The organism is Tessaracoccus sp. MC1679 (genome assembly GCF_014164775.1).
GTDB lineage: Bacteria > Actinomycetota > Actinomycetes > Propionibacteriales > Propionibacteriaceae > Arachnia.
Genome location: NZ_JACJGB010000001.1, coordinates 255700 through 281198, shown reverse-complemented (window position 1 = coordinate 281198; position 25499 = coordinate 255700). Strand labels below are relative to the sequence as shown.

The 25499-nt window shown below is 70.4% G+C and carries 27 protein-coding genes; 17 read left to right on the top strand and 10 right to left on the bottom strand.

Annotation, left to right across the window (positions count from 1 at the left end):
- Positions 1-9: 9 nt before the first annotated feature.
- From H5398_RS01350 to H5398_RS17070, 4 genes are all read right to left on the bottom strand, one after another.
- Positions 10-657, bottom strand: a complete 648-nt coding sequence (locus tag H5398_RS01350; protein ID WP_182798711.1) for an ABC transporter ATP-binding protein — start codon at positions 655-657, stop codon at positions 10-12.
- On the bottom strand, positions 654-1757 hold the full coding sequence (locus tag H5398_RS01345; RefSeq protein WP_182798710.1) for a peptidoglycan-binding domain-containing protein: 1104 nt from the start codon (positions 1755-1757) through the stop codon (positions 654-656). The genes H5398_RS01350 and H5398_RS01345 overlap by 4 nt, the downstream gene beginning before the upstream one ends.
- Positions 1758-1806: 49 nt before the next feature.
- On the bottom strand, positions 1807-2358 hold the full coding sequence (locus H5398_RS01340; RefSeq protein ID WP_182798709.1) for a hypothetical protein: 552 nt from the start codon (positions 2356-2358) through the stop codon (positions 1807-1809).
- A 637-nt stretch (positions 2359-2995) separates the two neighbouring features.
- Positions 2996-3121, bottom strand: a complete 126-nt coding sequence (locus H5398_RS17070; protein ID WP_255443441.1) for a hypothetical protein — start codon at positions 3119-3121, stop codon at positions 2996-2998.
- Between the two features lie 134 nt (positions 3122-3255).
- Here H5398_RS17070 and H5398_RS01335 point away from each other — a divergent pair, with 134 nt between their 5' ends.
- From H5398_RS01335 to H5398_RS01310, 6 genes are all read left to right on the top strand, one after another.
- Entirely contained in the window at positions 3256-4362 is a 1107-nt protein-coding gene (locus tag H5398_RS01335) for a histidine kinase (protein ID WP_182798708.1), read from the top strand.
- A gap of 4 nt (positions 4363-4366) precedes the next feature.
- The gene (locus tag H5398_RS01330; RefSeq protein ID WP_182798707.1) at positions 4367-4987 is read left to right on the top strand and encodes a response regulator transcription factor; all 621 of its coding nucleotides are present in this window, start codon (positions 4367-4369) and stop codon (positions 4985-4987) included.
- Positions 4988-5291: 304 nt separating this feature from the next.
- Complete coding sequence (locus H5398_RS01325; RefSeq protein ID WP_182798706.1) at positions 5292-5807, top strand: hypothetical protein; 516 nt, start codon at positions 5292-5294, stop codon at positions 5805-5807.
- Positions 5804-6904, top strand: a complete 1101-nt coding sequence (locus tag H5398_RS01320) for a peptidoglycan-binding domain-containing protein (RefSeq protein ID WP_182798705.1) — start codon at positions 5804-5806, stop codon at positions 6902-6904. The genes H5398_RS01325 and H5398_RS01320 overlap by 4 nt, the downstream gene beginning before the upstream one ends.
- Positions 6895-7539 carry an ABC transporter ATP-binding protein gene (locus H5398_RS01315; protein ID WP_182798704.1) on the top strand — a complete coding sequence of 215 codons (645 nt, stop codon included), beginning with the start codon at positions 6895-6897 and terminating at the stop codon, positions 7537-7539. Before H5398_RS01320 ends, H5398_RS01315 begins: the two co-directional genes overlap by 10 nt.
- Positions 7540-7542: 3 nt before the next feature.
- A complete protein-coding gene (locus H5398_RS01310; RefSeq protein WP_182798703.1) occupies positions 7543-8613 on the top strand; it encodes a hypothetical protein in 1071 nt (356 codons plus the stop codon).
- Between the two features lie 223 nt (positions 8614-8836).
- On the opposite strand, the gene H5398_RS01305 is transcribed toward H5398_RS01310, so the two are convergent.
- Complete coding sequence (locus H5398_RS01305) at positions 8837-9931, bottom strand: cobalt-precorrin-5B (C(1))-methyltransferase (protein WP_182798702.1); 1095 nt, start codon at positions 9929-9931, stop codon at positions 8837-8839.
- 229 nt (positions 9932-10160) lie between these two features.
- Between H5398_RS01305 and H5398_RS01300 the strand changes: the two genes are divergently transcribed.
- On the top strand, positions 10161-10532 hold the full coding sequence (locus tag H5398_RS01300; protein WP_182798701.1) for a hypothetical protein: 372 nt from the start codon (positions 10161-10163) through the stop codon (positions 10530-10532).
- On the opposite strand, the gene H5398_RS01295 is transcribed toward H5398_RS01300, so the two are convergent.
- The 4 genes from H5398_RS01295 to H5398_RS01280 all read right to left on the bottom strand — a co-directional run bounded on the left by H5398_RS01295 (position 10529) and on the right by H5398_RS01280 (position 13938).
- Complete coding sequence (locus H5398_RS01295) at positions 10529-11185, bottom strand: response regulator transcription factor (RefSeq protein WP_182781628.1); 657 nt, start codon at positions 11183-11185, stop codon at positions 10529-10531. The two genes, H5398_RS01300 and H5398_RS01295, sit on opposite strands and share 4 nt — an antisense overlap.
- The gene (locus H5398_RS01290; protein WP_182798700.1) at positions 11182-12264 is read right to left on the bottom strand and encodes a histidine kinase; all 1083 of its coding nucleotides are present in this window, start codon (positions 12262-12264) and stop codon (positions 11182-11184) included. Before H5398_RS01290 ends, H5398_RS01295 begins: the two co-directional genes overlap by 4 nt.
- Before the next feature lie 164 nt (positions 12265-12428).
- Positions 12429-13244, bottom strand: coding sequence for an alpha/beta fold hydrolase (locus H5398_RS01285; RefSeq protein WP_182798699.1), 816 nt, complete (start codon positions 13242-13244; stop codon positions 12429-12431).
- 40 nt (positions 13245-13284) lie between these two features.
- Positions 13285-13938 carry a precorrin-8X methylmutase gene (locus H5398_RS01280; protein ID WP_182781631.1) on the bottom strand — a complete coding sequence of 218 codons (654 nt, stop codon included), beginning with the start codon at positions 13936-13938 and terminating at the stop codon, positions 13285-13287.
- A 213-nt stretch (positions 13939-14151) separates the two neighbouring features.
- On the opposite strand from H5398_RS01280, the gene H5398_RS01275 reads away from it, so the two are divergent.
- The 10 genes from H5398_RS01275 to pyrE all read left to right on the top strand — a co-directional run bounded on the left by H5398_RS01275 (position 14152) and on the right by pyrE (position 23245).
- Positions 14152-14826, top strand: a complete 675-nt coding sequence (locus H5398_RS01275; protein WP_182781632.1) for an energy-coupling factor ABC transporter permease — start codon at positions 14152-14154, stop codon at positions 14824-14826.
- Positions 14819-15094: an energy-coupling factor ABC transporter substrate-binding protein gene (locus H5398_RS01270; protein WP_220489042.1), complete on the top strand. Its 276-nt coding sequence runs from the start codon at positions 14819-14821 to the stop codon at positions 15092-15094. The genes H5398_RS01275 and H5398_RS01270 overlap by 8 nt, the downstream gene beginning before the upstream one ends.
- 142 nt (positions 15095-15236) lie before the next feature.
- A complete protein-coding gene (cbiQ, locus tag H5398_RS01265; RefSeq protein ID WP_182798698.1) occupies positions 15237-15980 on the top strand; it encodes a cobalt ECF transporter T component CbiQ in 744 nt (247 codons plus the stop codon).
- Positions 15965-16777: an energy-coupling factor ABC transporter ATP-binding protein gene (locus H5398_RS01260; RefSeq protein ID WP_370585683.1), complete on the top strand. Its 813-nt coding sequence runs from the start codon at positions 15965-15967 to the stop codon at positions 16775-16777. Before cbiQ ends, H5398_RS01260 begins: the two co-directional genes overlap by 16 nt.
- Positions 16774-17373, top strand: coding sequence for a precorrin-6Y C5,15-methyltransferase (decarboxylating) subunit CbiT (cbiT, locus tag H5398_RS01255; RefSeq protein WP_182781635.1), 600 nt, complete (start codon positions 16774-16776; stop codon positions 17371-17373). The genes H5398_RS01260 and cbiT overlap by 4 nt, the downstream gene beginning before the upstream one ends.
- Entirely contained in the window at positions 17370-17495 is a 126-nt protein-coding gene (locus H5398_RS17065) for a hypothetical protein (RefSeq protein WP_255443438.1), read from the top strand. The genes cbiT and H5398_RS17065 overlap by 4 nt, the downstream gene beginning before the upstream one ends.
- Positions 17489-20263 (top strand): cobyrinate a,c-diamide synthase, encoded by a 2775-nt coding sequence (locus H5398_RS17060; RefSeq protein ID WP_255443437.1) that lies wholly within the window; start codon positions 17489-17491, stop codon positions 20261-20263. Before H5398_RS17065 ends, H5398_RS17060 begins: the two co-directional genes overlap by 7 nt.
- A 341-nt stretch (positions 20264-20604) precedes the next feature.
- Positions 20605-21660 (top strand): nicotinate-nucleotide--dimethylbenzimidazole phosphoribosyltransferase, encoded by a 1056-nt coding sequence (gene cobT, locus H5398_RS01240; protein WP_182798697.1) that lies wholly within the window; start codon positions 20605-20607, stop codon positions 21658-21660.
- Positions 21661-21896: 236 nt separating this feature from the next.
- Positions 21897-22706, top strand: a complete 810-nt coding sequence (locus H5398_RS01235) for a sortase domain-bontaining protein (protein ID WP_182798696.1) — start codon at positions 21897-21899, stop codon at positions 22704-22706.
- On the top strand, positions 22703-23245 hold the full coding sequence (gene pyrE / locus H5398_RS01230) for an orotate phosphoribosyltransferase (protein WP_182798695.1): 543 nt from the start codon (positions 22703-22705) through the stop codon (positions 23243-23245). Before H5398_RS01235 ends, pyrE begins: the two co-directional genes overlap by 4 nt.
- On the opposite strand, the gene H5398_RS01225 is transcribed toward pyrE, so the two are convergent.
- On the bottom strand, positions 23238-25475 hold the full coding sequence (locus H5398_RS01225; protein ID WP_220489041.1) for a malate synthase G: 2238 nt from the start codon (positions 25473-25475) through the stop codon (positions 23238-23240). The genes pyrE and H5398_RS01225 overlap by 8 nt on opposite strands.
- Positions 25476-25499: the final 24 nt, after the last annotated feature.

Below are 25499 nucleotides of genomic sequence, written 5' to 3'. Positions count from 1 at the left end.
AGACCGCCCTCACAGCTCGACCACCCTGTCGACCCGGGAGATGACGAAGGGGTCGTGCGTGGCGATGATCAGCGCCACGGACTCGTCCTTGGCGGCCCCGACGAGGCGGTCCAAGACGTTCTCCGCGTTGGTGCGGTCGAGGTTGCCAGTGGGCTCGTCCGCCAGCAGGATCGTGGGGCGGTTCATCAGCGCCCGGCACAGCGCCACCCGCTGCGCCTGGCCGCCGCTGATCTGCCCCGGGAGGTGATCAGCGCGGGCTTCCACGCCGAACGCGCCGAGCAGTTCTCCCGCTCTGGCGATGACATCCCTCCTGCGGTGGCCGGCGTACAGGGCGGGTTCAACCACTGAATCCAGGACGGTGCGGGCGGGGTCGAGCTCAGCGTCCTGGAACACGAAGCCCATGTGGCGGGCGCGCATGGTGGAGCGCTGGGCGTCGTTGAGCGTGGAGGTGGGCCGTCCGTGCACTTCCACCTCACCCTCGTCCGACGTGAGCAGCAGCCCGAGTAGGTAGAGGAGGGTGGACTTCCCGCGTCCGCTGGGGCCCGTCAGCGCAACCGTCTCGCCGGCGTCGAACTCGGCCGACACATCGACGAGGACCGGCTCGCGTCCCCTCGGATAGGTGAACCGCAGCCCGGACACGGAGAGCACCGATGTCACGGAGTCTCGCTCGGTGACGGCCTCGCGGAGGACGTCGCTGTGGCTGACGCCTCGGGTGTGACGTCGGCCGAGGCGAGGGCCTGTACGGACTCGCCTACCTCGACTCCCTCGACGACGGCGAGCCCCGCGTGCGACCTGCTGACCGTCACGGGTCTGCGTTCGCGCGCGTTGCCGTCGACCACGGTCACCCAGGCCTGCCCGGTGGCGTCGGTAGAGACGGCGGCCACCGGGACCGTGGGGCCGGTGGTCCTGGGGATTACCTCGATGTGCACCGTCACCCACATTTGCTCGGCAGGCACGGCGTCACAGTCGTCTCCGCACACCGGCCCGCCGTCCGGGCTGGTCAACGTCACGAGTTCGCCCGCGCCCAGCTCGTCGTTGGGCCGGCTCGCCCCCCATACCGCGGGCCAGCTGTGCCCGAGACCCTCGACCGTCATCGGCGCGTCCGTTGGGACCAGGCTCATCTGTCCGGGTGACAACGGGAGGATGAACTGAGGGTCGCCTGTCGTCATCGAGACGGCCACCTCGCCGCCGCCCAGCACAGCCCCCGCCCACACCTGTTGCGCGTCGACCACAACGCCGGCGGGCAGTGAGTCGGCGGCGACCAGCTCTCCGAGGCCCACCATTCCTGTAGGGGCGACGCCGAGGTTGCGCTGCCACTCGGACACGCCGCGGCCGGTGGCCTCGTCGAAGGTGGAGTCTGCCACGTCGAGGTATTTCAGAGCGACGAGCGCGCCCTCCAACTGCTCCACGTCACGGCCGGCCACGCCCAGGGACAGATCGCGGTGGAACGGTACCTCTCCTTCGACGATGCGCACTGGAATGCCCCCCACTTCGTAGAGCACGTCGCCGACGGCGCGGACAGCCACCGGCTGGTCCGGCGCCGCCGTGACGACCCCAGCCAGAGCGTTGGTGGCGATGGTTCGGGATGCGCGGGATGTTCGGGCACCGTAGTCGAGGGTTTGGCCGATCGTGCGCTCGGTCACCGTGACCACCAGATCCTCGTCCGCAGTCTCAAGTAACCCGGGCGGTGGAGTCAGGGTGACCCTTCCCGCCCAGAAGGCCGCGGTGGCCAGCAGCAGGGCACCGCCCAGAATCACTGGCCATCGGCGAGGCGGACCTGGCGGAGCCGTGTCGGATGTGGCGATGTCAGGAGCCATAGAAGTGTTCCCGTGGGAGCGAGGGGCACGCCGCTAGAATGTCGTCTCGGTTGTCGGATCCGACGGTGGGGTCGCTGAATGCCCAAGCGCGGGCTTCGGAGCCGTCTGTGAAAAACTCGTTGATAAACGACGCGCGGTCCGGACCTTCACTGGTGACAAGCCCAAAGGATTCCAGGCAAGGATTGCGCCACTGAGTCAGATACTCCCACAGGAGACCGAGTTGATCATCGTTCCAATCGCGAAGCATCAGCGGATCGGGCGTGAATTTCGAGTAGCAGACGTAATGTGCCAGGCCATACTGTGGCGACGCCTGGACCCCGCCCGGGAAACTGACTCCACCCTCCTCCGCGACGGCCGGGTATCCAGCATCTGTGAAACACTGTGCCAAGAATTCATCTCCGCCGAGGGGATCCCCGAACGAGACCAGTTCCACCGTCGGGCGTGCATCCTCGTCTGCCAGCTCTGGCCATTGCTGCACAACGGATTGCCACTCCGCATCGAGCCACTGCTGCCGGAACTCCAGCTTCTGCTCCATTGTCATCGGCGGGAGAGTGATGTTCTGATAAGGCGCCCAAGGCTCATTGCGGTCGAAGACGGGCGCCGACGAGCTGGAAGCGGCAGCAACCGGTTCCTGCGCAACACATCCGCAGAGACCAAGAACTGCCAGCAGCGCAGCCGCGATGGAACTAGACCGGCGCGCAAATACCATACGTTCCTGAGTCCTTCAAGGAGATGGACGACGCGTACCATGAAGCGCGGGTCATGGTTGGATGCTGATAGGCGAGGTAGTATTTTGTCGCGTTGTTGTGACGAATTGTGCCACTGGGCATGTCGACACGGAGGGTATTGAGACTCGTCTGCTCTCCCCGCACAAGAGGCCGCGCCCCGGCAACACACGTCGGTGTGATTCCTGATTCCGTCGCGGCACCGGCGGACAGTGGTGCAGCAACGGACAGTGAGAGAGCGGCGATGAATGTCAATGCCGTCGCGAAATGTCTTCTGTGCATGTGTCGGACACTAACACGTGGAACGACTGCTTCAATAGGCGGCTGCACGCCTCAGGGTACTTAAGTACCTTCGTGAACCTTTGAATGCTGGGCCCCGCATGATCTGCTTCAGGTGCGCGAGTATCACTCATATGGGCATGGCTTCTCTCGGCGTTTGAGGGCTGACCTCGGTCAGCAGCCCGGGTACCAGGGGAAGACCGTGCAGATGTCCCGGGCCTCGGCCCCGGCTGGCGAAGGCGCCTCGGCGGGGGCGACGATGAGGAGTAGCAGTGCGAGGAGCGAGACCATGATCGGCATGCTGCCCAAGTAGACAGGGGTCCCGGCGGATGTAGGCGCCCGTGGGGTGTGGGTGGGTTCATTCGTGCCCGGATTGGGTACGAAAGATCCTTCTTGCGGGTGTCGGAGTTGTGGGCGTCCTAGGGTGGGTGCTCGTGAAGCGTGCAATGGTGGTGAATCGCCTGCTGGCGTGGGGCGGGGCTGAGTCAGCCGTCGCGCTGCTGATGATTGCGGCTTCGTTCTTTGCGTTCGTGGGCGGCCGGATCTCTGTGTCTGCGTTGGCGGCGGATGTGCTGGCGCTGGTGCTGGCGCTTGTCGCTCTGCGCTGGCTGGGGTTGGGGATCGGCCTTCTGCTGCCCGGGCTGGCTGTCGTTCTCTGGCTGGATCCTGACGGTTCGGGAATGGCTTTGTATCTGTGCGCGCTGCCGACCGTGACGGCGATCCGGCTTGGCCGGATCGGACTGGCGGGTGCTGCGACGGCAATCGGGGGTGCCGCGGGGTGGTGGGTGAGTTATCGGGTTCACCCGGACGACAGGGACCTGATCGGGATCACGATCACCTGGCTGTTCACGTACGGGCTGGTGTGGGCGGTCGGGTTCGCGGGTCGCGCGCTCGCGAGGGTAGCCGAGGAGCGCGTGCACCGTGACTACCAGGAGCGTGCTCTTGACCTGGCCCGGGACCTGCATGATTCGACCGCACGGAATCTTGCTGTTCTGGCCATGCAGGCGGATGCTGCCGTTGTGGCGGGTTCGGCCACTCCGGAGCAGTTGGAGTCGATGGCGCAGATGGCGCGCGAGGCGAGTGTCGCGATCCGTCGAACCATGCAGCTGCTGGGGGGTCGGCCCGCAGCCCCCGAGCGGGACACGGGTTTGTCTATGGCGGTGGATGTGGGGCGTGCTGAGTTGGAGAGGCTCGGGTTCGAGGTTCGGGTGAGCATCGAGGTGGACGCTCCACTCCGCACCGCGGTGGATCACGCGGCGGGCCGGATCATGCTGGAGGGGCTGCACAACGTGGCCAAGCACGGGAACCCCGACGGGCCGTGCTTGATCATGGTCGAGGCCACCGACGATGCCCTTGATTTCGCGGTGACCAACACACCCCGCGCCGGGGCAGCGGGCGGCCACTCGGGGCTGGGGCTGGAGAGCATGGGGAACCAGGCGCGGGCGCGAGGGGGCTTGGTGTCGGCTGGCCTTTCCCACGGCGTGTGGGTACTTGAGGCCAGTCTTCCGCTCGTGCAGGACACCCGCAGTGGCGTCGCATGATAGGGTGGGCGTCTGTGATGACGACCCGCTGGTCCTTAGGCTGGTCGCCGATGTCATCGGCCGCGCGGACGACCTTGTCGTGGTTGCGGTCTGCCGCTCCGGGGACGAAGCCATCGCTGTCGATGAGCCGGTTGATGTGTGGCTGATGGACCAACGCATGCCGGAGATGACCGGTATCCAGGCGTGTGCCGTCCTGACTGCCGGCACGGATGCGCCCCGCGTGCTGATCCTGACAGCCTCCACCTCGGAGACGGTCTCCGAGGCGTACCGGGCAGGAGCCTCGGGCTACCTGTTCAAGGACGAACAGCCGGAACGGCTCCACACCGCTGTCCGGGCCGCAGCAGCGGGGTTCCAGGTTCAATCTCCGCAAGCCGCGGTCATCATCCCCCGGTCACGCGACGCCGCCTCGCCCCGTCTCCCGGTCGAGGTTCCCGACCTGGCCGCGGACGAGCGGAGGATCGCGGACGAGGTGATGACGGGCAAGACGTACGCGCAGATTGCTCCGCGTGTTGGCATGTCCGAGTCCGGGCTGAAGAAGCGTGTCGCGGCGCTCATGAAACGCCTGGACGTCCACTCGCGCCCCCAACTCATGGCCAAGCTCCGAGACCTGGACCTCGGGCGGTAGGAGAGTGCCGGCCTGCAGTGGATGGCGCGGATCGCAACCGTGATGCACAAGGAGCACACCGGCCTGATTCACGGCACTTCTGTACCGTGTCCAGGTACTTTCGATCCGCGTTCTGCGGTTGTCCCGCGAATCATCTCCCGGATCGTGCAGGGTCTGTGTGTGGGGCGACTTCCGCCGTCCCCACTCGATCGAAGGAGTTGGGGCTCATGGGGCTTCGGGGTTTGGTTGTCAGCGTTGTCGCCGCAGGATGTGTGGTGGGCTCCGAAACCACCTTGACACGGCACAGCCCCTCGGCATCGTTGACATGTTAGAACGCATTACGGCCGCTGCGTGTGCGGTCTTGCTGCTCAGCGCTTGCACCGCTTCTGCGACGGACTCTCAGGCGCCAACCGAGGCCGAGTATCGCGCGGCGTGGCAGGCAGGTGCGGACTGCCTCGTTTCCAAGGGATTCGATGCGCGCGTTGACTGGAGCGAGCTGTCGAACGACTACGCCATGGAAATCCAGAACACACAGGGTCGTGACGCTGAGCTCGATGAAGCCTACAACGAGTGCTATGCGGAGCATATGGACGAGATTGTGAACGCATACCAGGAGACCAAACGGGTCTCGGGTAGCGAGCGTGAAGCGGTGATGCGAGAACTCATGGAGTGCCTGGGGGACCTCGGTGTCACAGGGTTGGATGCCGGGACGAACGATTCGCGGGTCTTCGTCAAGGCCATTTGGGAGCAGTTGTCGGACACCCCAGAGGAGATTGAGGCCATGGCGTGCATGGAGCGCTACCGCGGCGTCTGGCCCAAGGGAGACGCGAACAACCCGTGAGGCGTCGGTCGTGGTTGTACCCCGTCACCGTGTTCATCGCGGTGGCGGTCTTGATCGGCGCGGGCGCCTGGCTGGCACTGGCGCTTCGCGGTCAGTTGGCGGCGCTCGATGCACCGCCGGTACCGGTGGTTGTCGAGGTCCGCGAGGCGCAACTCGACTACTCGTCTGCGGCGTCGCTGACGGGTCGCAGGGTCGCGCCGGAGCCGGTGCTGTGGAACGGCTCGGCGGGCACTGTCACCGCTGTCCATGCCGGGAGCTCGGATGAGTTGGGAACGGGCAGCGCAATCGTGGATGTCGACGGGGTGACGCTGCGTGCCTACACCGCCGGCACTGCACTGTTCAGGTCACTGTCGCGGGGAGACAAGGGTGCCGACGTGAAGGTGGCCCAGGAACTTCTCAACGTTCTCGTCCCCGGTGCATCACTGTCTGTGTCGGGCACCTTCGGGAGTGCAACGGCCTCGGCCGTGCGCGCCTACGAGAAATCGCTCGGGACGACGCCCACCGGAGTGTTGGATCCGCGGTGGTTCCTAATGCTCCCAACCGACACATACCGCGTCGCGTCCGTCGCCCTGCGCGTCGGGCAGCCGGCGCCGGCCCCCGGTGCGGCCTTCCTCGACGGAGTGACGACCGTCGAGGGTCTGAAGTTTGAAGTGGAGGGCGGTGGGCCGGATGGAGCGTACCGGTTCTCCTACCTGGGCAGTTCGTACGATGTCACGTTGAGCGAGGGGGCTTGGACGCTTGTCGACGAAGCCGCGTTGGCCGCACTGCTGGATCCGAAACCTGGCGCAACTTCTGATGCCGAGGGCGCCGTCGAGGAGGAGACCACTCCCCCCTCGGACACGACGGGGAGTGTGACGGTGGATGGCAGAGTGGCATTGACCGATCCGGAGCCCGGGCAGGCAGTGCCCCCGGCGGCGTTGGTGCTGGACCCGTCAGGTGCGTCTTGCGTTCTGCTGGCCGGTGACCACAGTCCTGCGGCAGTGACGTTGATCGGCTCGGCGGTCGACGGCAGCGCCCTGATCGCACCTGAGCTGGGCGAGGGCGCTCGGGTGCTGGTCAATCCCTTGGAGGTCGTACCGGAGGCTGAATGTCCCTGAGGCTGGTCGACGTGGCGTTCAGGTACGCGGGGGCAGACCGGGCCGTGCTGGACGGGGTGAATCTGACGGTTGCATCAGGGGAGTCGGTAGCCCTGATGGGGGCCTCAGGGAGGGGCAAGACAACACTTCTCAACGTCGCGGGTCTTCTCGCGGCTCCCACGACGGGGCGGGTGCAGATCGATGGGATCGCGTGCTCGGTGCAGGATCGCCATCGGCTGCGGATCGCGTGGATCCTCCAGAGCGTCAACCTGTTACCACGGCGAAGTGCTCTGGACAACGTAGCGCTCCCTGCGCTGGCCGCGGGCTCCACGTCGGGCACCGCCGATGCCACGGCCAGCGAGTTGCTGCTCAGCGTCGGGCTGGATCCATCGGATCAACGAGATGCGCGAACGCTCTCCGGAGGCGAGGCGCAGCGCGTTGCTGTCGCCCGCGCCTTGATCTCCCGCCCCAGCCTGCTGCTTGCCGACGAGCCGACTGCGAACCTCGACGCCCGCACCGCGGACGTGGTGGCGGAGGCGCTGTTCGCGACGGCCGGCCACACGGCGGTGCTCCTGGCCACCCACGATGAGCGCATCGGGGCGATGGCGGACCGGATCGTGCGGATCCGGCCCGACGGATCCCTGGAGGAAGGCTGAACTGTGTGGCATCCGGGTCTTCTGCTGCGCGAGGCATTCCGAAACCTCGGTCCCCGGCATGCTGTGCTGGCAGTGGTCACAGCCGCAGTGCTCGCCATGTGCGGGGTTGCCACCGTCATGTCCGCTTCGAGCGTCCTCAACCAGCACGACGGTGAGTTGGTCCGTGGAGGAACTGTCTGGTGGATTCAGGCCGATTCGGATGGGCAGCCGGTGCCGGCCAGACTCTGCGCCCAACTCAACGGTCAGCCCGGGGTGATCGGCGCCGGGGCCGTCGGGCAGGAGCAGCGTGAGTGGCATGCGTTCTCAGGGGCGCGGGGGGTGACCGTCGATGTCGCCACCCCCGGAATCTGGGCTGCCTGGGCGGTTGCCGAGCCACCTGGAGAAGTTGTTGCAGGATCAGACCTCGCCGACACCGGGCTGGCTGCCGTGGGAATGGTGCTCTACGACGGTGAGGGCAACTCGCATCGCATCGACGCACGGACGCCAGACTCGGTGAAGCCGGCCCGGCTCCTGGCCAATGTGGTGGTGACGCGCCCGCCCGATTTCGCGATGAGCGAGTGTTGGGTGCGGATGGACCCTGGGGCGTTCGAGGCGGGTCGCGACCTGCTCGATTTCTCTTTCGCAGGGCACGGCGTGGCGGTCAGCCCGTTCGCCGTCGACGACTCGGCCCTCCTCAGCCCTCACGAGCAGTGGCAACGATACGCGGGCCTGGCCCCGGGTCTGGTGGCGGGCGTGCTGATCGGGTTGCTTGTCCTGCTCACCAACTGGGGCAGGCGCCCAGAGCTCGCGGTTTACCGCACCTTCGGCAGCAGCCGCGCGGAGCTCATGTTCCTCGCGTTGGGGGAGGTGGCCCTGGTCCTCGTGCCGTCGGTGATTCTCGCCTGCGCCGCCACCGTCGCCGCGCTCGCAGTGGCCGTGTCGCTGCAGGCCGTCCCGCCGACCGGCGTCGCGGCGACGTTGGGTGCAGGTCTCCTCGCCATCGGTGCGGCCGCCGCGTCCGGGTGGGCACTCGGGGTAGCCTTGGTTCCGCTCGCGCTGCGGGGCGGCCTTCATGAGCAGCTCAAGGACAGGTGAGCCGGCGATAGACCGGGAGCCCATGAATCTAAGCCCCCACCTCGACCGTGAGGAAGTTGCACGTGTTTTGGATCTCGACGGCTATCTGCGTGATGAGTTGCGGCGCTCGGCTGTGGAGCGGCTCGAGATCGTAGGGGAGGGACTCAAGAACCTGAGGCGGTAGGACCCTGAAACGTCTGCGCTCATCCCCGACATTCACCGGACCGGCGTGCCGCATCCCTCATCAAGCCGAGTTGCCGACGATGGCGCCGCCCCGATCGATGCAGATGACGTCGACCGCCACGGGAGAGCCGCGCAGGACGGTGAGGGCGTGATCGCGGGCCGCGGTGGCGACGGCGTCGCCCAGCGGGATGCCGTCTGCCTCGGCCAGGTCGAGGGCCTCTGCCGCGGTGTTGGCGGCACGGATCGCCGTGGCGAGCGCCTCTCCGGCGCCTGCCTCGATGGCCAGGCCCGCGAGGTGGGACAGGTCCACCTGGGTGCGGTGGGAGTGCAGGTCGAGGTGTCCGGCGGCGAGCTTGGTGAGCTTGGCGAACCCTCCGCAAATCGTGAGGCGTTCGACGGGGTGCCGGGAGACGTACTTGAGCACGGCGCCGGCGAAGTCGCCCATGTCCAGCAGCGCCAGCTCTGGCAGGCCATACAGCTCTGCGACGACGCGCTCCGACGTCGACCCGGTACAGGCGGCCAGGTGCTGCATGCCGGCGGCGCGGGCGACGTCGACGCCGCGGCGGATCGAGTCGATCCACGCGGAGCACGAGTAGGGGACCACGACGCCGGTGGTGCCGAGGATGGAGATCCCGCCCAGGATGCCGATGCGCGGGTTCCACGTGTGCCGCGCGAGGGCCTCGCCGTCGTCGACCCCGATGGTCACCTCGAGGTCGAGGGGCACGCCGTGTCGGCGGGCGACGGCGGAGAGGTTCGCCCTGATCATCGCCCGGGGTGCGGGGTTGATGGCCGGCTCGCCCACAGGGAGCGGGAGCCCGGGCAGCGTGACGGTGCCGACGCCGGGGCCACCGAGGAGCCGCACGCCCGAGCCCGACGGGCCCGGGCGCACCCAGGCGCGGACGAGGGCGCCGTGCGTGACGTCGGGGTCGTCGCCGGCGTCCTTGGTGACGGCGGCCATCGCGACACCGTCGGTCACATGCTCGAGGGTTAAGGCAAACGACGGCCGGCGGCCCTGGGGTAGCTCGATCTCTACGGGGTCCGGGAACTCCCCGGTGAGCAGGGCCTCGTAGGCGGCCGTCGCGGCGGCGGTGGCGCAGGCGCCGGTGGTCCAGCCGGGCCGGAGCGAGGAGTCGTCGAGTTGCCCGCGGCGCGCCATCTCAGCAGCCTCGAGTCACAGGGTGAGGGGCGGTGACGGGCACGTAGCCAGCGTAGCCGGGAGCGCCATCGTGAGTGGGCCGGGGTCGGACCGAGCGTCGCTCCCTGCCTTGCAGTGTGCAGAAGAACAGGTAGCGCGGACTCATGGGTGGGCACATAAGTACCCTCTGGGGTCCCGCTTCTGTTCGGCGACGGGCCGCAGCGTATATGTAGGCGGTATGAAGCACTTGATGGTGTGGCTGGTTTGGGCTGCGGTTGGTCTGAGCCTCGGCTGCACGGCGAGCCAGGCTGCCCCCGAGGTAGCTTGGCGGGAGGGGGCGCTCAACGACGGCGGACCCACGGCCCTGGTCAGCGGGATGCTGCAGCTCAACGATGGCTGCCTGTACCTGACTGCCGAAGATGGGACCGACTATCTCCCGGTCTTCCGCGGCGCCCCGAGTTGGGCTGACCAGGGTGCACTCGAGACAGAGCAAGGTACCTTCGAACTCGGTCGGCCGGTTGAACTGACCGGCGGTGAGTCCGCGGCCTCGGCTGAGGTCTCCGATGACACGCATATCCCCAAAGAGTGCGATCTCACCAAGCCGCGCTGGACCGTCAACTAGGACGGAGCAGGACTATCCGGGCGGGGCGACTCCGATGGCTGCGTTGACCAGGAGACGGACTGTGCCATCAGCTGGGGGCGGCTGCTGACGCCCGCGCGCCTCATGAGGGTGCCGACCCGCTTCTTGACCCCTGACACCGACATGCCCAGCGCCTCGGCCATCTGGTCGTAGCCGCGTCCGGCGTTGATGGCGCGGATCAGCTCGTGGTCGACGGCGTCGCGCAGCACTCCGTCGGGGGCCGACTCCCGGCTGGTCACCCTGGTGGTCAGCCCCCGCGCCGCGTCGGGGGAGTGGACGAAGATCCCGGCGTCCGCGGTCCGGATGGCCGCGGCGAGCGCCTTGGCCGGGGTGTCCTTGTAGAGAAAGCCGCAGGCGCCGGCGCCGACCGCCTCGGTGAGACTCGTGGTGCTGAGGCTGGTGAGCAGCAGGACCCGCGGCGGGTCCGGGCGGGAGGTCAGCGCGCGGCACGTCTCCACCCCGGAGATACCGGGCATCCGGATGTCCATGAGCCACAGGTCGACTGGGGGCGCAGCCAATGCCTCGTGACCCCCGGCGCACTGGTGGACGACGGCGATGTCGTCGACGCGGGCGAGGGTCGCGGCGAGGTAGCTCAGGACGAGCGGGTCGTCGTCGCAGATCCCGACGCTGATCATGTCTGCAATTGCCGCACGGTCAGCGGCATCTCCACCAGGCACGTCCAGGTGCCGTTCGCGGATGCCAGCCGGAGACTACCGCCGGCGAGCGTGGCGCGGTGGCGCATGCCGAGCGTGCCGAGGCCCGCGCCGGTCGTCCGATCAGGCGGCATCTGGTTGGTGACGATCAGCTGGTAGTCGACGGCGGACAGCTCGCCCACGATCGTGCAGGGCCCGTGCTTCAGGCCGTGTTTGGCCACGTTGTGGAGCGCCTCGCGGAGGATCTGCGCTAGCGCGCGGTCGATGGACGCATGCAGTGTGGGGCTGAGGTCTCCGGAGGTGGTCACCTCGTGGCCGCGACGCTTGAGCTCGCGGACCTCCTGCGCCAAGGTCTCCCGGAAGTCCGCGTCCGTCGGCGCGCTCTCTCCCAGCTGCATCATGCGGATGGTGTCGCGGAGGGCGGCCCCAGCGTTGCGGGCCCGCTCGGACAGTGCGGCCAGCGCCTCCGGAGATGCTCCGCCCGCGTTGTGCGCGGCGTCGGCCTCCATCGCGATGAGAGTGAGCTCGCGGGCCACCGAGTCGTGGAGGTCGAGGGTGGCTTGGAGCCTGAGGTCCCGCTGGCGCCTGGACTCGGCCTCGGCGGCGTTGCGCGAGACGGCGTTGAGGCCGAATCCGACGAGCACGAACACGGCGTCCAGCGCGAACCACCCGAGGATCACCTCGAAGGGATTGAAGTCCTCCGCGAGCTGGCGAGCCGTGGCGGTCACCGACGCCGTGAACACGGTTGCTGCCATCACCGCTGCCTGGGCCCATCGCCCGTTCCGTAAGGCGGCGACGACAGGGAGCATGAGGAGGTAGGGCCAGAAGCCGAGGGAGTTTTCGTCGATTGCGGCCGCCGCGACGGCCAGGGTGATGGTCAATGCCGCGCCGACCTGCGGCCACCGGACCGCGACCACCACCGTGACGAACGCGGCGATGTCGAGTGCCACGACCTCAGGAGTCAGGACCATCCGCGCTCGGGGCGCGAGGAGCTCGGCCGTGATGATCACGAGCGCGATGAGGACCTCCAGCGCGCCGCTCGAGAGTGCTTTCCGTCCCACGCCGTCATCCTATGGGTCGGCAACGCTCGCCTGACCAGCCGAGGAGCGCGGGAAGGTACTTTCGTACCCTCCCGGATGCGTTGGCGCCGAATCGCGGCGACACTGCGGCTATGCCGAGGTCTTGGGGGGACCTCGGCATCACTTCTGCCGTGTCACGATGGCGCTCAGCGGTGGGCGTGCTCGTCGATGAGGTCGGCGATGAGCTTCGGCGACGCGAACATCGTGGCGTGCGGCCCCGGCACCGTTGCGAACCAGCCGTGCTTGAACGTGCCCGCCAATTTCTCGGCCCAGTCGAGGGGAACGATGGGGTCGTCGAGCCCGCAGAGCACCAGGGTCTTCGCGTCGATCCGCCCCGCGACCAGTTCCATATCCATCTGAAGCAGGTGCGGGGTCTGCTGGACCATGTACGGCACCCCGGCTCGGAACAGATAGTCGTAGATCGCCATCGCCGCGACCTGCGGGGGCTCCTTCAACCCGTTGGCCATCAGCAGCCCCGCGACCTTCGCTAGCGAGCGGGCCGACGGCGTCACCACCGGCGCGATCAGGACGATGTGGTCGACCTCCTCGGGGAAGTCGGCGGCCAGCTGCGCCACCACCTGGGTGCCCATCGAGTGGCCCACCACCGCCGGGTGGTCGAGGTCCTTCTCCGCCAGGTACTTGCCGACGAGGGCGGCGTGATCGGCGATGCTCAGGTCGCGGTCAGGGCGGGGCGAACGGCCGTATCCGGCCAGGTCGATCAGGTGGACGTCACCGTGGTTGGCGAGCTCCACCGCCGTCGGGCCGTACGAGCGAGCCGACACCCCGATCCCGTGGATGAGCACGAAGTCCGGGCTCGTCTTCTGCGGGACCTGGCAGGGGAACCGGTAGGCAACCAGCGATGCGTCGCCGAACCCGGAGCGGCTGGTGTGGTACTCCACCGTGCCGACGTACTTGTTCTTGTAGACCACCTCTTCGCGGGTGGTGTGGCGGCGGGCGGACATGCGGCTCAGCGTAGCCGTCACGCGGACGTGCCAGCGGTCCTCAGGCTTGGCGTGAGGTGTTGGTCAGCTCGTCGGTGCTGGCGATGGCGTTGACAGCGGCGACGGTGAGGGCCGAGCCGCCCCGTCGGCCGTGGACGACGAGATACTCGAGGCCTAGGTCGTTTGCCGCCAGCGCCTGCTTGGACTCGGCGGCACCGACGAACCCGACCGGGACGCCGATCACCGCCGCCGGCCTCACGCCGGTCTCCGCGACCACCTCGAGCAGCCGGAAGAGCGCCGTCGGCGCGTTGCCGATGGCGACGACGGCGCCGTCGAGGCGGGGCAGCCACAGGTCGATCGCGGCCATTGTCTTGGTCATCGACTTCTCGGCGGCCAGCGCCGCGAGGCCGGGGTCCTTGATGTGGCAGACGACGTCGTTGTCGCGGGGGAGGCGGGAGGCGATGATGCCGGTGGCCACCATGGAGGAATCGCAGAGGATCGGTGCTCCGGCCCGCAGCGCGGCGTTGGCGGCGGCCACGACGCCGGGAGTGAAGGCCACGTCGTCGGCGACGTCCGGGGCGCCGGCCGCGTGCACCATCCGCACGACGACGCGGGCCACGTCGTCGGGGAAGCGGGTGAGATCGGTCTCCTCGCGGATGATCCGGAAGGATTCGCGGTAGATGTCGGAGCCGTCGGTCAGGTAGTCGTAGCGCACGCCATTCACCGTAGTGGACCCCGCAATAGCGGGGGACGCAGGGCTCTGGTTGACTGGGCCCCACACATTCACACCGCGAGGGGACCAGGAAGCCGGAACGAGCCGGCACGGTCGCGCCACTGTGGACCGCCGTCGGGCGGGAAGTCAGGAACTGGACCCTCACGGCCGACTGCCTGGGGCGCGTCATCCCGGGCGAAGGGACCTAAGAGAGCGATGCACATCGCCGAGGGGATGCTTCCCCCGTTGCACTGCGCGGCCTGGCTGGCCGCCTCCACCCCGTTCGTCGTCCACGGCGCCCGCGCCGTGCTCACCACCGTGCGGGAGCACCCGGAGCGCAAGCTGATCCTCGCCGCGGCGGGCGCGTTCACGCTGGTGGTGAGCGCGCTGAAGCTGCCGTCGATCACGGGAAGCTCGTCGCACCCGACGGGGACAGGCCTGGGGGCGGTGCTGCTCAAGCCACCGGTGATGGCGTTCCTCGGCACGCTGGTGCTCCTGTTCCAGGCGACGCTGCTCGCCCACGGCGGGCTGACGACGCTCGGGGCGAACGTGTTCTCGATGGCAATCGTCGGGCCGTGGGCGGCGTACGGGATCTACCGGGCGACGGCGCGGCTGTCGGCCCCGCTGTGGGCGTCGGTGTTTTTGGCGATGGCGGTGGCGAACATCGCCACGTATGCCGTGACGTCGGTGCAGCTGGCGTTGGCGTATCCGGACCCGGTGAGCGGGCTGGGGGGCGCGCTGGTGAAGTTCCTCGCGCTGTTCGCGGTCACGCAGGTCCCGCTGGCCGTCGCCGAGGGGCTGCTGGGTGTGCTGCTGGTCGGGTTCCTGACGCGTGCGGCGCGCCCGGAGTTGGCCCGGCTGGGTCTGCTCAAGGAGGACGCCGGTGTTTAGCCGTCGCGACGTGTGGATCGGGGTGGCGCTCGTGGTCGCCGTCATGGGGGTGTACCTCGGCAGCCTGGCGCTGGCCCCCACGGGGGCGGAGTTCCTGGGCAGCGACGCCGCCGCGGGGGACCTGACCGGCGGCGTGCCGTGGCTCGAGCCGCTGTTCGCGCCCGAGAGCGCGGAGCTCGAGTCTGGACTCTTCGCCCTCCAGGCGGGCCTGGGCGGCATCCTGCTGGGCTTCGTCCTCGGCCGGTTGACGGCTCGGCGCGCGTCATGAGGGAACTCGCGACGGTTGCCGGGGTGGCCCGTCGTCCGAGTGTGAATTCCTGGGTTGAGTTCACCCACGGGAGTCACACTCGGGGCGCGGTGCGCGGCAGCGACCGCCACCTCACCCGTCATTCGACGTCCGGCGCACGCCCGTGAGCATCCACGTCACCGCCGTCGACGACGCCGCCTGGGCAGGGCCCTGGCGGGCGATCCCTGTGGGGCACAAGGTGGGGCTCGCCGTCGCTCTGGTGCTGACCGCTCTGCTGACGCCGGCCTGGCCCGGGACCCTGCTGGTGGCGGGGGCGTCGCTGATCCTCATGCTAGGACCGGCCCGCATCCGGCCGGGTCTGGTGGCCGCCGTCGCGATGCCTCCGCTGGCATTCCTCGTGGTGGGGGCGTTGCCGCTCGCGGTCGAGGTGGGCGACGGGCTGCGCATCACCGCCGACGGCGGGCTCCGGGCGGCGGAGATGCTCGCGCACGGCGTCGCGGGGACCTTGGCCGTCCTGCTGCTGGCCACTACCACGCCGATGAGTGACGTGCTGGGCTGGCTGCATCGCCGCGGCCTCCCCGGCCCGCTGCTGGAGATCGCCGCACTGATGTACCGGCTGCTGTTCGTGCTGCTCAGCAGCGCGCTGGCGCTGCAGGCCGCGCAGGCCGCCCGTCTCGGGGGCGACGCGCCCTTCAGTCGTCGGTTCCAGGCCGCCGTCGACGGCATCGGCACCGTCCTGCTGATGAGTTGGCGCCGCGCCACCCGGCTGCAGGCGGGCCTGGAGTTGCGCGGCTATGAGGATGCGCTGCCGACGCTACGGCCCGTGGGCCGCACCCGCCCCTGGGCCCCGGCTGCGGGGGCCGCCCTCGTCGCCGGCATCTGGCTGGCCTGCTGGGCGGTGGCGTGATGCTCCGGGCCGAGGGAGTCGTCGTCGGGTATCCGGGCGGCTCGGCCGTGTTGACGGGGGCGAACCTCTCCGCCGCGTCGGGGCGGCGGGTGGCGCTCCTCGGCGCCAACGGTTCGGGCAAGACCACACTTCTGCAGTGCCTGGCCGGGGCCCTGCCTGCCGCCGACGGCCGGGTCACCCTCGACGGGCAGCCGCTCACCCACACGCGGGCCGCGCTGCGGGCGCACCGCCGCCGCGTCCAGTTGGTGCTGCAGGACCCGGACGACCAGCTTTTCTCCGCCGATGTCACCCAGGACGTCTCCTTCGGCCCGCTCAACCTCGGACTCAGCGACGACGACGCCCGCGCCCGCACCAATGAGGCTCTCGCGCTGCTCGGCATCGCCCACCTCGCCGCCCGCCCCACGCACCAGCTGAGCTTCGGCGAACGCAAGCGCGTGGCGCTGGCGGGGGCGGTGGCGATGCGGCCAGACCTGCTGCTGCTCGACGAGCCGACGGCCGGGCTCGATCCCGCAGGGGTCGCCGACCTGCTGGCCACGCTGTCCGGTCTGGACGCGGGGATCGTGTTGGCCACCCACGACGTCGACCTCGCCCTGGCCTGGGCCGACGACGTGGCCGTGGTGCTGGATGGTCACGTGACGCAGGGGCCGCCGTCGCTGCTCGGAGACGAGGTCCTGCTCCGCGCCGCCCAGCTGCGCCGCCCCTGGCCCCTGGAGCTCGCGGCCCGCCTGGGGCTCGCCGGCGCGCCGCGCGACCTCGACCAGGTACTCGCTCTCCTTCCGGATGGAATCCGCCAATGATCATCGACCCCGACGGCGCCCTGCTCGGCCGCACCCCCGGCCTCCCGGACGACGTCTTCGAACACGACGGGCTCATCACCAAGCGACACATCCGCGCGTCCGCGTTGGCGCTGCTGCGGCCGCTGGCAGGCGAGTTGCTGTGGGACCTCGGCGCGGGGGCCGGCTCGGTGGCCATCGAGTGGTGCCGGGCGGCCGACGGGGCCCGGGCGGTCGCCGTCGAACGGGTGCCGGAGCGGGCGGCGAGGGTCGCGGCGAACTCGGCCCGGCTGGCGCCCGCGGGGGCGGTTCGGCTGGTGGAGGCCGGTGTCGCGGAGGCGGTGGATGGCCTGCCCCGGCCCGACGCGGTGTTCATCGGCGGGGGAGCGACTGCCTCGTTGCTGGAGCGGGCGGTTGATGCGCTTCCGGTGGGGGGCCGGCTCGTCGTGCACGGGGTGACGGTGGAGGCCGAGGAGGTGTGTGTCGCGGCGTACCGACGGTGGGGCGGGCAGCTCGCCCGGCTGCACCACGAGCACGCCGCACCCATCGGCCGCCTGTTGGGGTGGACGCCCGCGCGCGCAGTGGTGAGTTGGGCGTACGTGGTGGAGGGGTCGCGGTGAGCGCGCCCACACGCGCGACCTGCGGCAGCGGCCGATCGTCGCGGTGCCTCGTCACGGAGATGGCCCTCGTCCAGCACCCCTCCCAGCAGTGCCAGCGCGGGCAGGCCGGCATCGAATGGTGAGCCGGCTGGTGATCGCGGCGCCGTCGTCGGGGCAGGGGAAGACGACGGTGGCGACGGGGCTGATGGCCGCGTTGCGGGCGCGCGGGCTGGAGGTTGCGCCGTTCAAGGTGGGGCCGGACTACATCGACCCCGGCTACCACGGCCTCGCCACCGGCCGACCGGGCCGGAACCTCGATCCGTTCCTGTGCGGCGAGGCGCGGATGGGGCCCCTGTTCGCGCACGGTGCGGTGGGGGCGGATGTCGCGGTGATCGAGGGCGTGATGGGGCTGTTCGACGGGCGCCTCGGCACCGGCGGATTCGGGTCGACGGCGCACGTGGCGCGGCTGCTGGACGCGCCGGTGGTGCTGGTGATCGACGCCCGGCACACGTCGCGGAGCGTCGGCGCGGTGGCGCTGGGCATGGCGCGGTTCGATCCCCGCGTGCGCGTGGCGGGGGTGATCCTCAACCAGGTGGGCAGCGACCGGCACGCCGCGGAGGCCCGCGCCGCCGTCGAGGAGGTGGGGCTGCCGGTGCTGGGGGTGCTGCCGAAGGCGCTGGACATCGAGGCGCCGTCGCGACACCTGGGCCTGGTGCCGGTGGCCGAACGCGACGACTCGAGGGTCGCGGCGATGGGCGAGGTGGTGGCCGAGCACGTTGATGTGGAGGCGCTGCTGGCGGTGGCCGTTGGGGCGCCGGAGCTGGACGTCGCCCCGTGGGATCCGGCGCGGGAGGTGTCGCCGCCGTCGGACCGGCGGCCGGTGGTGGCCGTGGCCGGGGGACGGGCGTTCACGTTCCGCTATCCGGAGACCGACGAACTGTTGGAGGCGGCGGGGTGCCGGGTGGTGGAGTTCGACCCGCTCGTGGATTCCGCGCTGCCGGAGGGGACGGCCGGGCTGTGGCTCGGCGGCGGGTTCCCGGAGGTGTACGCGGGGGAGTTGGCGTCGAATTCGCCGTTGACGGGGGAGATCCGGGCTGCTGTCGCGGGCGGGCTGCCGACGGTCGCGGAGTGCGCCGGGCTGCTGTACCTGTGCCGGAGCCTGGACGGTCGCGGGATGGTGGGCGCCGTCGAGGCGGACGCGACGATGGGGCCGCGATTGACGATGGGCTACAGGGTCGCGGTGTCGTCGCGGGACACGTTGCTCGGCCGCCCCGACGAGGAGGTGACGGGGCACGAGTTCCACCGCACGACGGTGAGTCTGGATGCGGCCGCGGGCGAGACCGCAGCTGTCGGGCCGGCCTGGCTGTTGGACGGCAGGGATGACGGTGTCGCGGGGGAGACCCTCCACGCGTCGTACCTGCACGTCCACTGGGCCGGCCACCCACAGTTGGCCCAGCGCTTCGCCGACGCAGCACATGCCCAGGAGCGAGTAGAAGCGGCCGTCTCTCTTCGCTCCCTGAGGAGGTCCGCCCGCGAAGCGGCGGGGACCGTCTCGAAGGGTCGAGAACCCAAGCCTGCGTGGGGACCTGGGTCACAACCCTTCGAGACGCCCGAGGCGCCTTCGGCGCCGGGGCTCCTCAGGGAGCGGGTGGGGGCGCCGGAGGTGCCTTCGGTGCCGGGGCTCCTCAGGGAGCGGGTGGGGGCGCCGGAGGTGCCTTCGGTGCCGGGGCTCCTCAGGGAGCGGGGGGAGACGGCGGAGCTGGACGATCCCGAGGCAGGCTCGACCCACGCGCGCGGCCAGCGTTCCTCCAGATCGGATCCCGACCCCCTGAGGGGGCCGAGACCCTGCCTGGAGGAACAGCAACCGCGCACCCCCGACCCGACCCGGCTCGTGCCCGGCACCGTGGACCTCCTGCACCACGGCGACCGCGACCTCGCCCCCGGCCTCGTCGACCTCGCCGTCAACGTCCGGGTCCCCGCGACACCCACCTGGCTGGCAGAGGAGATCTTCGGCGACGGCGATCTCGCCGCCTACCCCGACCCCCGCCCCGCCCGCGACGCCATCGCCGCCCACCACGGCGTCGACCCCGCCATCGTGCTCCCGGTCGCCGGCGCCGCCGAGGCGTTCACCCTCATCGCCCGCGCCCTCCCCGGCGACGCGCTGGTCGTCCACCCGCAGTTCACCGAGCCTGAGGCGGCGCTGCGGGCCGCCGGCCGCGACCCCCGCCGCCACCTGCTCCGGCCCGACACAGGCTTCCGGCTCGTCCCCTCCCAGGTTCCGGCGGCGGACCTGATCATCGTCGGCAACCCCACCAACCCCACCGGCGTCCTCCACCTCGCGGCGGACCTCGCCGCGCTCCCGGCCGGGATTCTCGTCGTCGACGAGGCCTTCATGGACGCGATCCCTGGCGAAACCGAGACCCTCATCGCGCCCACGATGCCGGGGCGCCTCGTGCTGCGCTCGCTCACGAAGACCTGGGGGCTAGCAGGCCTGCGGGTGGGCTACGTGATCGGCGACCCGGCCCTCATCGCGCTCCTGGCTGCCCAGCAACCGCCGTGGTCGGTGTCCACACCCGCGATCCGCGCGTCCGTGGCCTGCACCTCCCCGCGCGCCTCCGCCGAGGCCTCCCGCCTCGCGGAGGAGGCCGCACGGGCCAGAGCGGATCTCGCCGCGCGCCTCACGGACGCGGGACTCGCCGTCGTCCATGGTCACGCGCCATTTGTGCTGGCCGACGCCTCGGCGCTGTCGCCGATGTCGCTGCGGGAGCCGCTTGCCGAACGCGGATTCGCCGTGCGGCGCGGAGAGACGTTCCCCGGCCTCGGCCCCACCTGGCTGCGGTTCGCCGTTCGCACCCCCGACGTCCACCGTCGGTTGGCCGCAGCCTTCTCCGACCTCAACGGCTGGCCGTGACGTCAGCCCAGCCAGGCCAGGGCGGCCGCGACATCGGCCACCTCGGGCACCCAAGGGCGACGCAGGACGCCGGATCATCACGACGGCGGCGCCCCGCTCCGCGGCCACAGCCAGTTTCGCGTCGGTGTGCGGGCCGCGGGCGTCCTTGGTCACCAGCACGTCGACCCCTCCGAAGCCTCCGATCCGCACCTCTCCCGCCACGAGGGGGGGGGCGCGGGTCCGGCCGGCCAACGAGAGCACCGCATCGCGTCCCACCAACACCTCGGCCAGCCGTCAGCCCTCCGCGGTGCCACCAAGGATCAGAATCACCAGCCCATCCAACCATCGAAGACAAGGACGCCATGACCCTCCTCGACGACACCCTCGCCGCCCTCCGCCCCGCCTCCGCCGACGCCTTGGCGTCGGCCCGCGCCAGGCAGTTGACCCTCACCAAGCCCGCCGGGAGCCTCGGCCGGCTGGAGGAGATCGGCAACCGGCTCGCGGCCATCGCCGACGCCTGCCCGCCCCCGCTGCCCGAGCACGCCGTCATCGGCCTGTTCGCCGGCGACCACGGCGTCTGCGTGCAGGGCATCAGCCCCTGGCCGCAGGAGGTCACGGTCCAGATGGCGCTCAACATCGCCTCGGGCGGCGCGGCCATCAACGCCATCGCCCGCCAGGTGGGGGCCGACGTGTGGGTCACGGATGTGGGTGTCGCGGTGGAGGTGCCGAAGCACCCCGGGATCCGCGCCCGCAAGGTCCGGTCCGGGACCCGCGACTTCTCCGTCGAGCCGGCCCTCACGCTCGATGAGGCCCGGGCGGCCCTCGAGGTGGGCATCGAGGCGGCCAACGAGGCCATCGACGGCGGCGCCGACATCCTCCTCACCGGCGAGATGGGCATCGGGAACACCACGCCCGCCAGCGCGCTGATCGCCGCGTTCTCGGGCCTGCCCGTGACCTCCGTGACGGGCCGCGGGGCCGGCGCCGGCGACGACATGCTGAGCAGGAAGATCGCCGTGATCGAGGGCGCGTTGGCCCTGCACCGCCCGGACCCCGCGGACCCGCTGGGGGTCCTGGCCGCAGTCGGCGGGCTCGAGCACGCAGCCCTGGCGGGCTTCATCCTCGGCGCGGCGGCGCGCCGGGTGCCGGTGATCATCGACGGGGTGATCGCGGCATCGGCGGCGTGTGTCGCGGCGGGTTTCGACGAGGCGGTGACCGGATACCTGATCGCGGGTCACGCGGGCGTCGAGCCCGGCATCAAGGCGGCGCTCACGTGGCTGGACCTGCAGCCGCTCGTGGACCTGGATCTCCGCCTCGGCGAGGGCACCGGCGCCGCGCTGGCGTTGCCGACGGTCCAGGCGGCCGCGCGCATCCTGCGGGAGATGGCGACGTTCGACTCCGCGGGTGTCGCGGAGGGGTGACGGGCGCTCCCCTCACCGCTCTCCCCTCGGCCCGAGGCGCCCAAGCGCGGAGACGGGACCCCAGTGCCGGTCACCCCACCTCCTCCTGAGCGTGAAGCCTCGAACTCGCGTCCCGCTGCCGCGGGCGTCGCGCCTGACGCCTGGCCTCTACCGCGCGGCGGCCTCGAATCGCCCGATGTGGTTGGCGCCTGGGAGCGGGACCACCACGGCGGGCCGGTTAGGGAAGAATGGCGCGCATGGAAGCGAAGCGGGCCGCCGGCGAGGGCGAGGGTGACGAGCCTGCGGTCGCTGCTGAGCGAGACGGCTCGGGCAAGCCCGTCAGCCCATCCCGTGCCGTCGAGCCCGAGTCGGACCAGGCAGGGCCTGAGCAGCCGTCCCGCGGCGCCGAGTCGCGGCGTCGCGTGTCGCCGCTGACCGTCAGCGGGCTCGTGATCCTCGCCGCGACACTCGCCGTCACCGGATTCCTCGCCTGGCAGGTCTTCGGCACCACCTGGCTCGCCCGCGGCGCCGCCGCCGAAAGCGTGGCCCAGCTCCGCGACCAGTGGGCCACCGCGACACCTACGCCGCCCGCCGAGGACGGCGAACTCCCAGCGGAGCTGGCCCCCGGCCCGGGCGAGCTGGCCTGGATCCTGCGCCTCCCGGGACAGAACCTCGAATGGCCCATCGCCGCAGGCGTGGACGAAGACCTGCTCACAGAATCCGTCGGGTGGTACCCGTCGACGGCGCTCCCGGGGCAGGTCGGCAACGTCGCCCTCGCCGGGCTCAGGCTCACGCACGGGGCACCCTTCGCGGACCTGCTCAGCGTCCAGGTGGACGATGAGGTGGTCATCGAGACAGCCCAGGCCATCTACACCTACCGGGTCACGCTCCCGCCCTCGCAGCTGACGGTGCACCGCGACGACTCCTGGGTCCTCGAGCCCGTCCCCGGGAAACCCGACCTCGCGCCCACCGAGGCCATCCTCACTCTGACCACCCACGAAGACCTCATCGACACCCCGGACCGCGCCGTCGGTTTCGGCGTCCTGGATACAACGGAGATGAAATGACAGACCGCAGCGAACTCATCGGACACATCAAGGCCCTCGCCGTCGTGCACGGCAAGGTCACGCTGGCGTCCGGCAAAGAGGCCGACTACTACATCGACATGCGCCGCGTCACCCTCGACGGCGCCGCCTCGCCCCTGGTCGGTCGCGTGATGAACGAGCTGGTCGCGGACCTGGACTTCGACGCCGTCGGTGGGCTCACGCTTGGCGCTGACCCCGTCGCCACCGCGATGCTGCACGCCAAGGCCGCCGAGGGCGGCCGGCTTGACGCCTTCGTGGTGCGCAAGTCCGCCAAGGGGCACGGGATGCAGCGCCGGATCGAGGGCACCGAGGTGGCGGGTCGCCGCGTGCTCGTGGTCGAGGACACCTCCACGACGGGGGGCTCGGCCCTGACCGCCGTCGAGGCCGTGCGCGAGGCCGGGGGCGAGGTGGTCGCGGTGGCCGTGGTGGTGGACCGCGGGACCGGCGCCGCCGAGAAGGTCGGCGACGCCGGTCTGGAGTACCGCTACGCGGTGGACCTTTCGGACCTCGGCCTCAGCTGAGCCCGTAGCGCGCCTTGTACTCCCGGCGCCGCGCGTGGAGGATCGGCTCTGTGTAGCCCGAGGGCGACCACGCGCCCTGGATCACCAGGTCCCTGGCCGCGCACCACGCGATCGAGTCCTCGAACGCCCCGCCGCCCGCGACACCCGGCGACATCGGACGGTAGGCCGGGTCGTCGGCGTTCTGCGCGTCGACCACCCGCGCCATCCGCTTCAGCGCCTCGACGACGAAGCCCTCGGTGACGATGCCGTGCCGAATCCAGTTGGCCAACATCTGGGAGCTGATCCGGCAGGTGGCGCGGTCCTCCATGAGCGAGGTGTCGGTGATGTCGGGCACCTTCGAGCACCCGACGCCCTGGTCGATCCAGCGGACGACGTAGCCCAGGATGGACTGGCAGGAGTTGTCCACCTCCTGCTGCCGCTCCTCAGGCGTCCAGCGGGTGCTGGGCGCCAGTGGGATCTCCAGCAGCTGATCCAGCGACGCCCGCCGCCCACGTTCCGCGATCTCGTCCAGCCGCCCCCGCGCGTCGACGCGGTGGTAGTGGGTGGCGTGCAGTGTCGCGGCGGTGGGGGAAGGCACCCATGCGGTGGTCGCCCCCGAGGAGGGATGAGCGATCTTCTCGGCCACCATGTCCGCCATCAGGTCCGTCTTCGCCCACATGCCCTTGCCGATCTGCGCCCGGCCCGGCAGGCCGCAGGCGATGCCGACGTCGACGTTCCAGTCCTCGTAGGCCTGCATCCAGGCGGCCTGCTTCATCTCCGCCTTGCGGGTCATCGGCCCGGCCTCCATCGAGGTGTGGATCTCGTCGCCGGTCCGGTCCAGGAATCCGGTGTTGATGAAGATGATCCGGTCCGCCGCCTCCGCGATGCACGCCGCGAGGTTGAGGGTGGTGCGCCGCTCCTCGTCCATGATCCCCATCTTCAGCGTGGTGCGGGGCAGGCCCAGCACGTCCTCGACGGCGGCGAACAGGTCGCTGGTGAAGGCCACCTCGGCCGGCCCGTGCTGCTTGGGCTTGACGATGTAGATCGATCCCGTGCGTGAGTTGCGCCGTGGGTTGTGCGACGACATCCCCGGGATGGCGCACAGGCTGGTGACCAGGGCGTCGAGGATGCCCTCGGGGAGCTCGCGGCCCTCGGAGTCGAGGACGGCGGGTGTGGTCATCAGGTGCCCCACGTTGCGGCACAGCATCAGCGCCCGCCCGTGCAGGGTGAGCTCCCCGCCGTCGGCCCGGGTGAAGGTGCGGTCGTCGGCCAGGGTCCGGAGGAACGAGTGCCCGCCCTTCTCCATCTCCTCCGAGGCGGTGCCTGCGTTGAGCTCGAGCCAGGTGCGGTAGCCGATCGCCTTGTCGGGGCCGTCGACGGTGGCCACGGAGTCCTCGAAGTCCATGATCGCGGTGACGGCGGACTCCAGGACGATGTCGTCGATCCCGGCCAGATCGGAGCGGCCGATCGGCCCGGTGGGGTCGATCCGGAGCTCGATGTGGAGGCCGTTGTTCTCGATCAGGATGGCCGACGGCGACTCCGCCGGACCCCGGTAGCCCACGTACGCCCACGGCGTCGCCAGTCCGATGGTCTCGCCCGAGCCCAGGGTCGCCCGCAGCTCCTTCCCGGCCGCGTAGCTCACCACCTCGCCGTGGGAGCCCGAGGCCAGGGGGGCGGCCCGGTCCATGAACTCCCTGGCCCATGCGATGACCCGCTGGCCGCGCGCCGGGTTGTACCTGGCCCCACGGCCCGCGCCGCCGTCGTCGCTGATGGCGTCGGTGCCGTACAGCGCGTCGTACAGCGAGCCCCACCGGGCGTTGGCGGCGTTGATCGCGAACCTGCGGTTGGTGACCGGGACCACCAGCTGCGGGCCCGCCATCTCCGCGATCTCCGCGTCCACGTTCGTGGTGCGGGCCCGGATCCCGGTGGGCTCGTCGAGCAGGTACCCGATCTCCCGCAGCAGCGCCCGGTAGTGCGGCGCGTAGGGGGTTCCGGGGGTGGCGCGGTGGAAGGCGTCGATGGCGCGTTGCATCCGCTCCCGCTCGTCGAGGAGGCCTCGGTTGCGCTCGGAGAACTCGCCGAAGACGCGCTCGAAGCCGGCCCAGAACCGCTCTCGGTCAACCCCGGCCACGGGCAGCGCCTCGCGGTCCAGGAAGTCCACGAGCGTCCGGTCCACCCACAGGCGCCCGACGGGGGCGTGGGTCGCCGACGGGGGGTGCGGCTGGGTGGGGGCGGTGAGTGTCATCGTCATGGGAGTGCTCCTTGCTTGCACGCG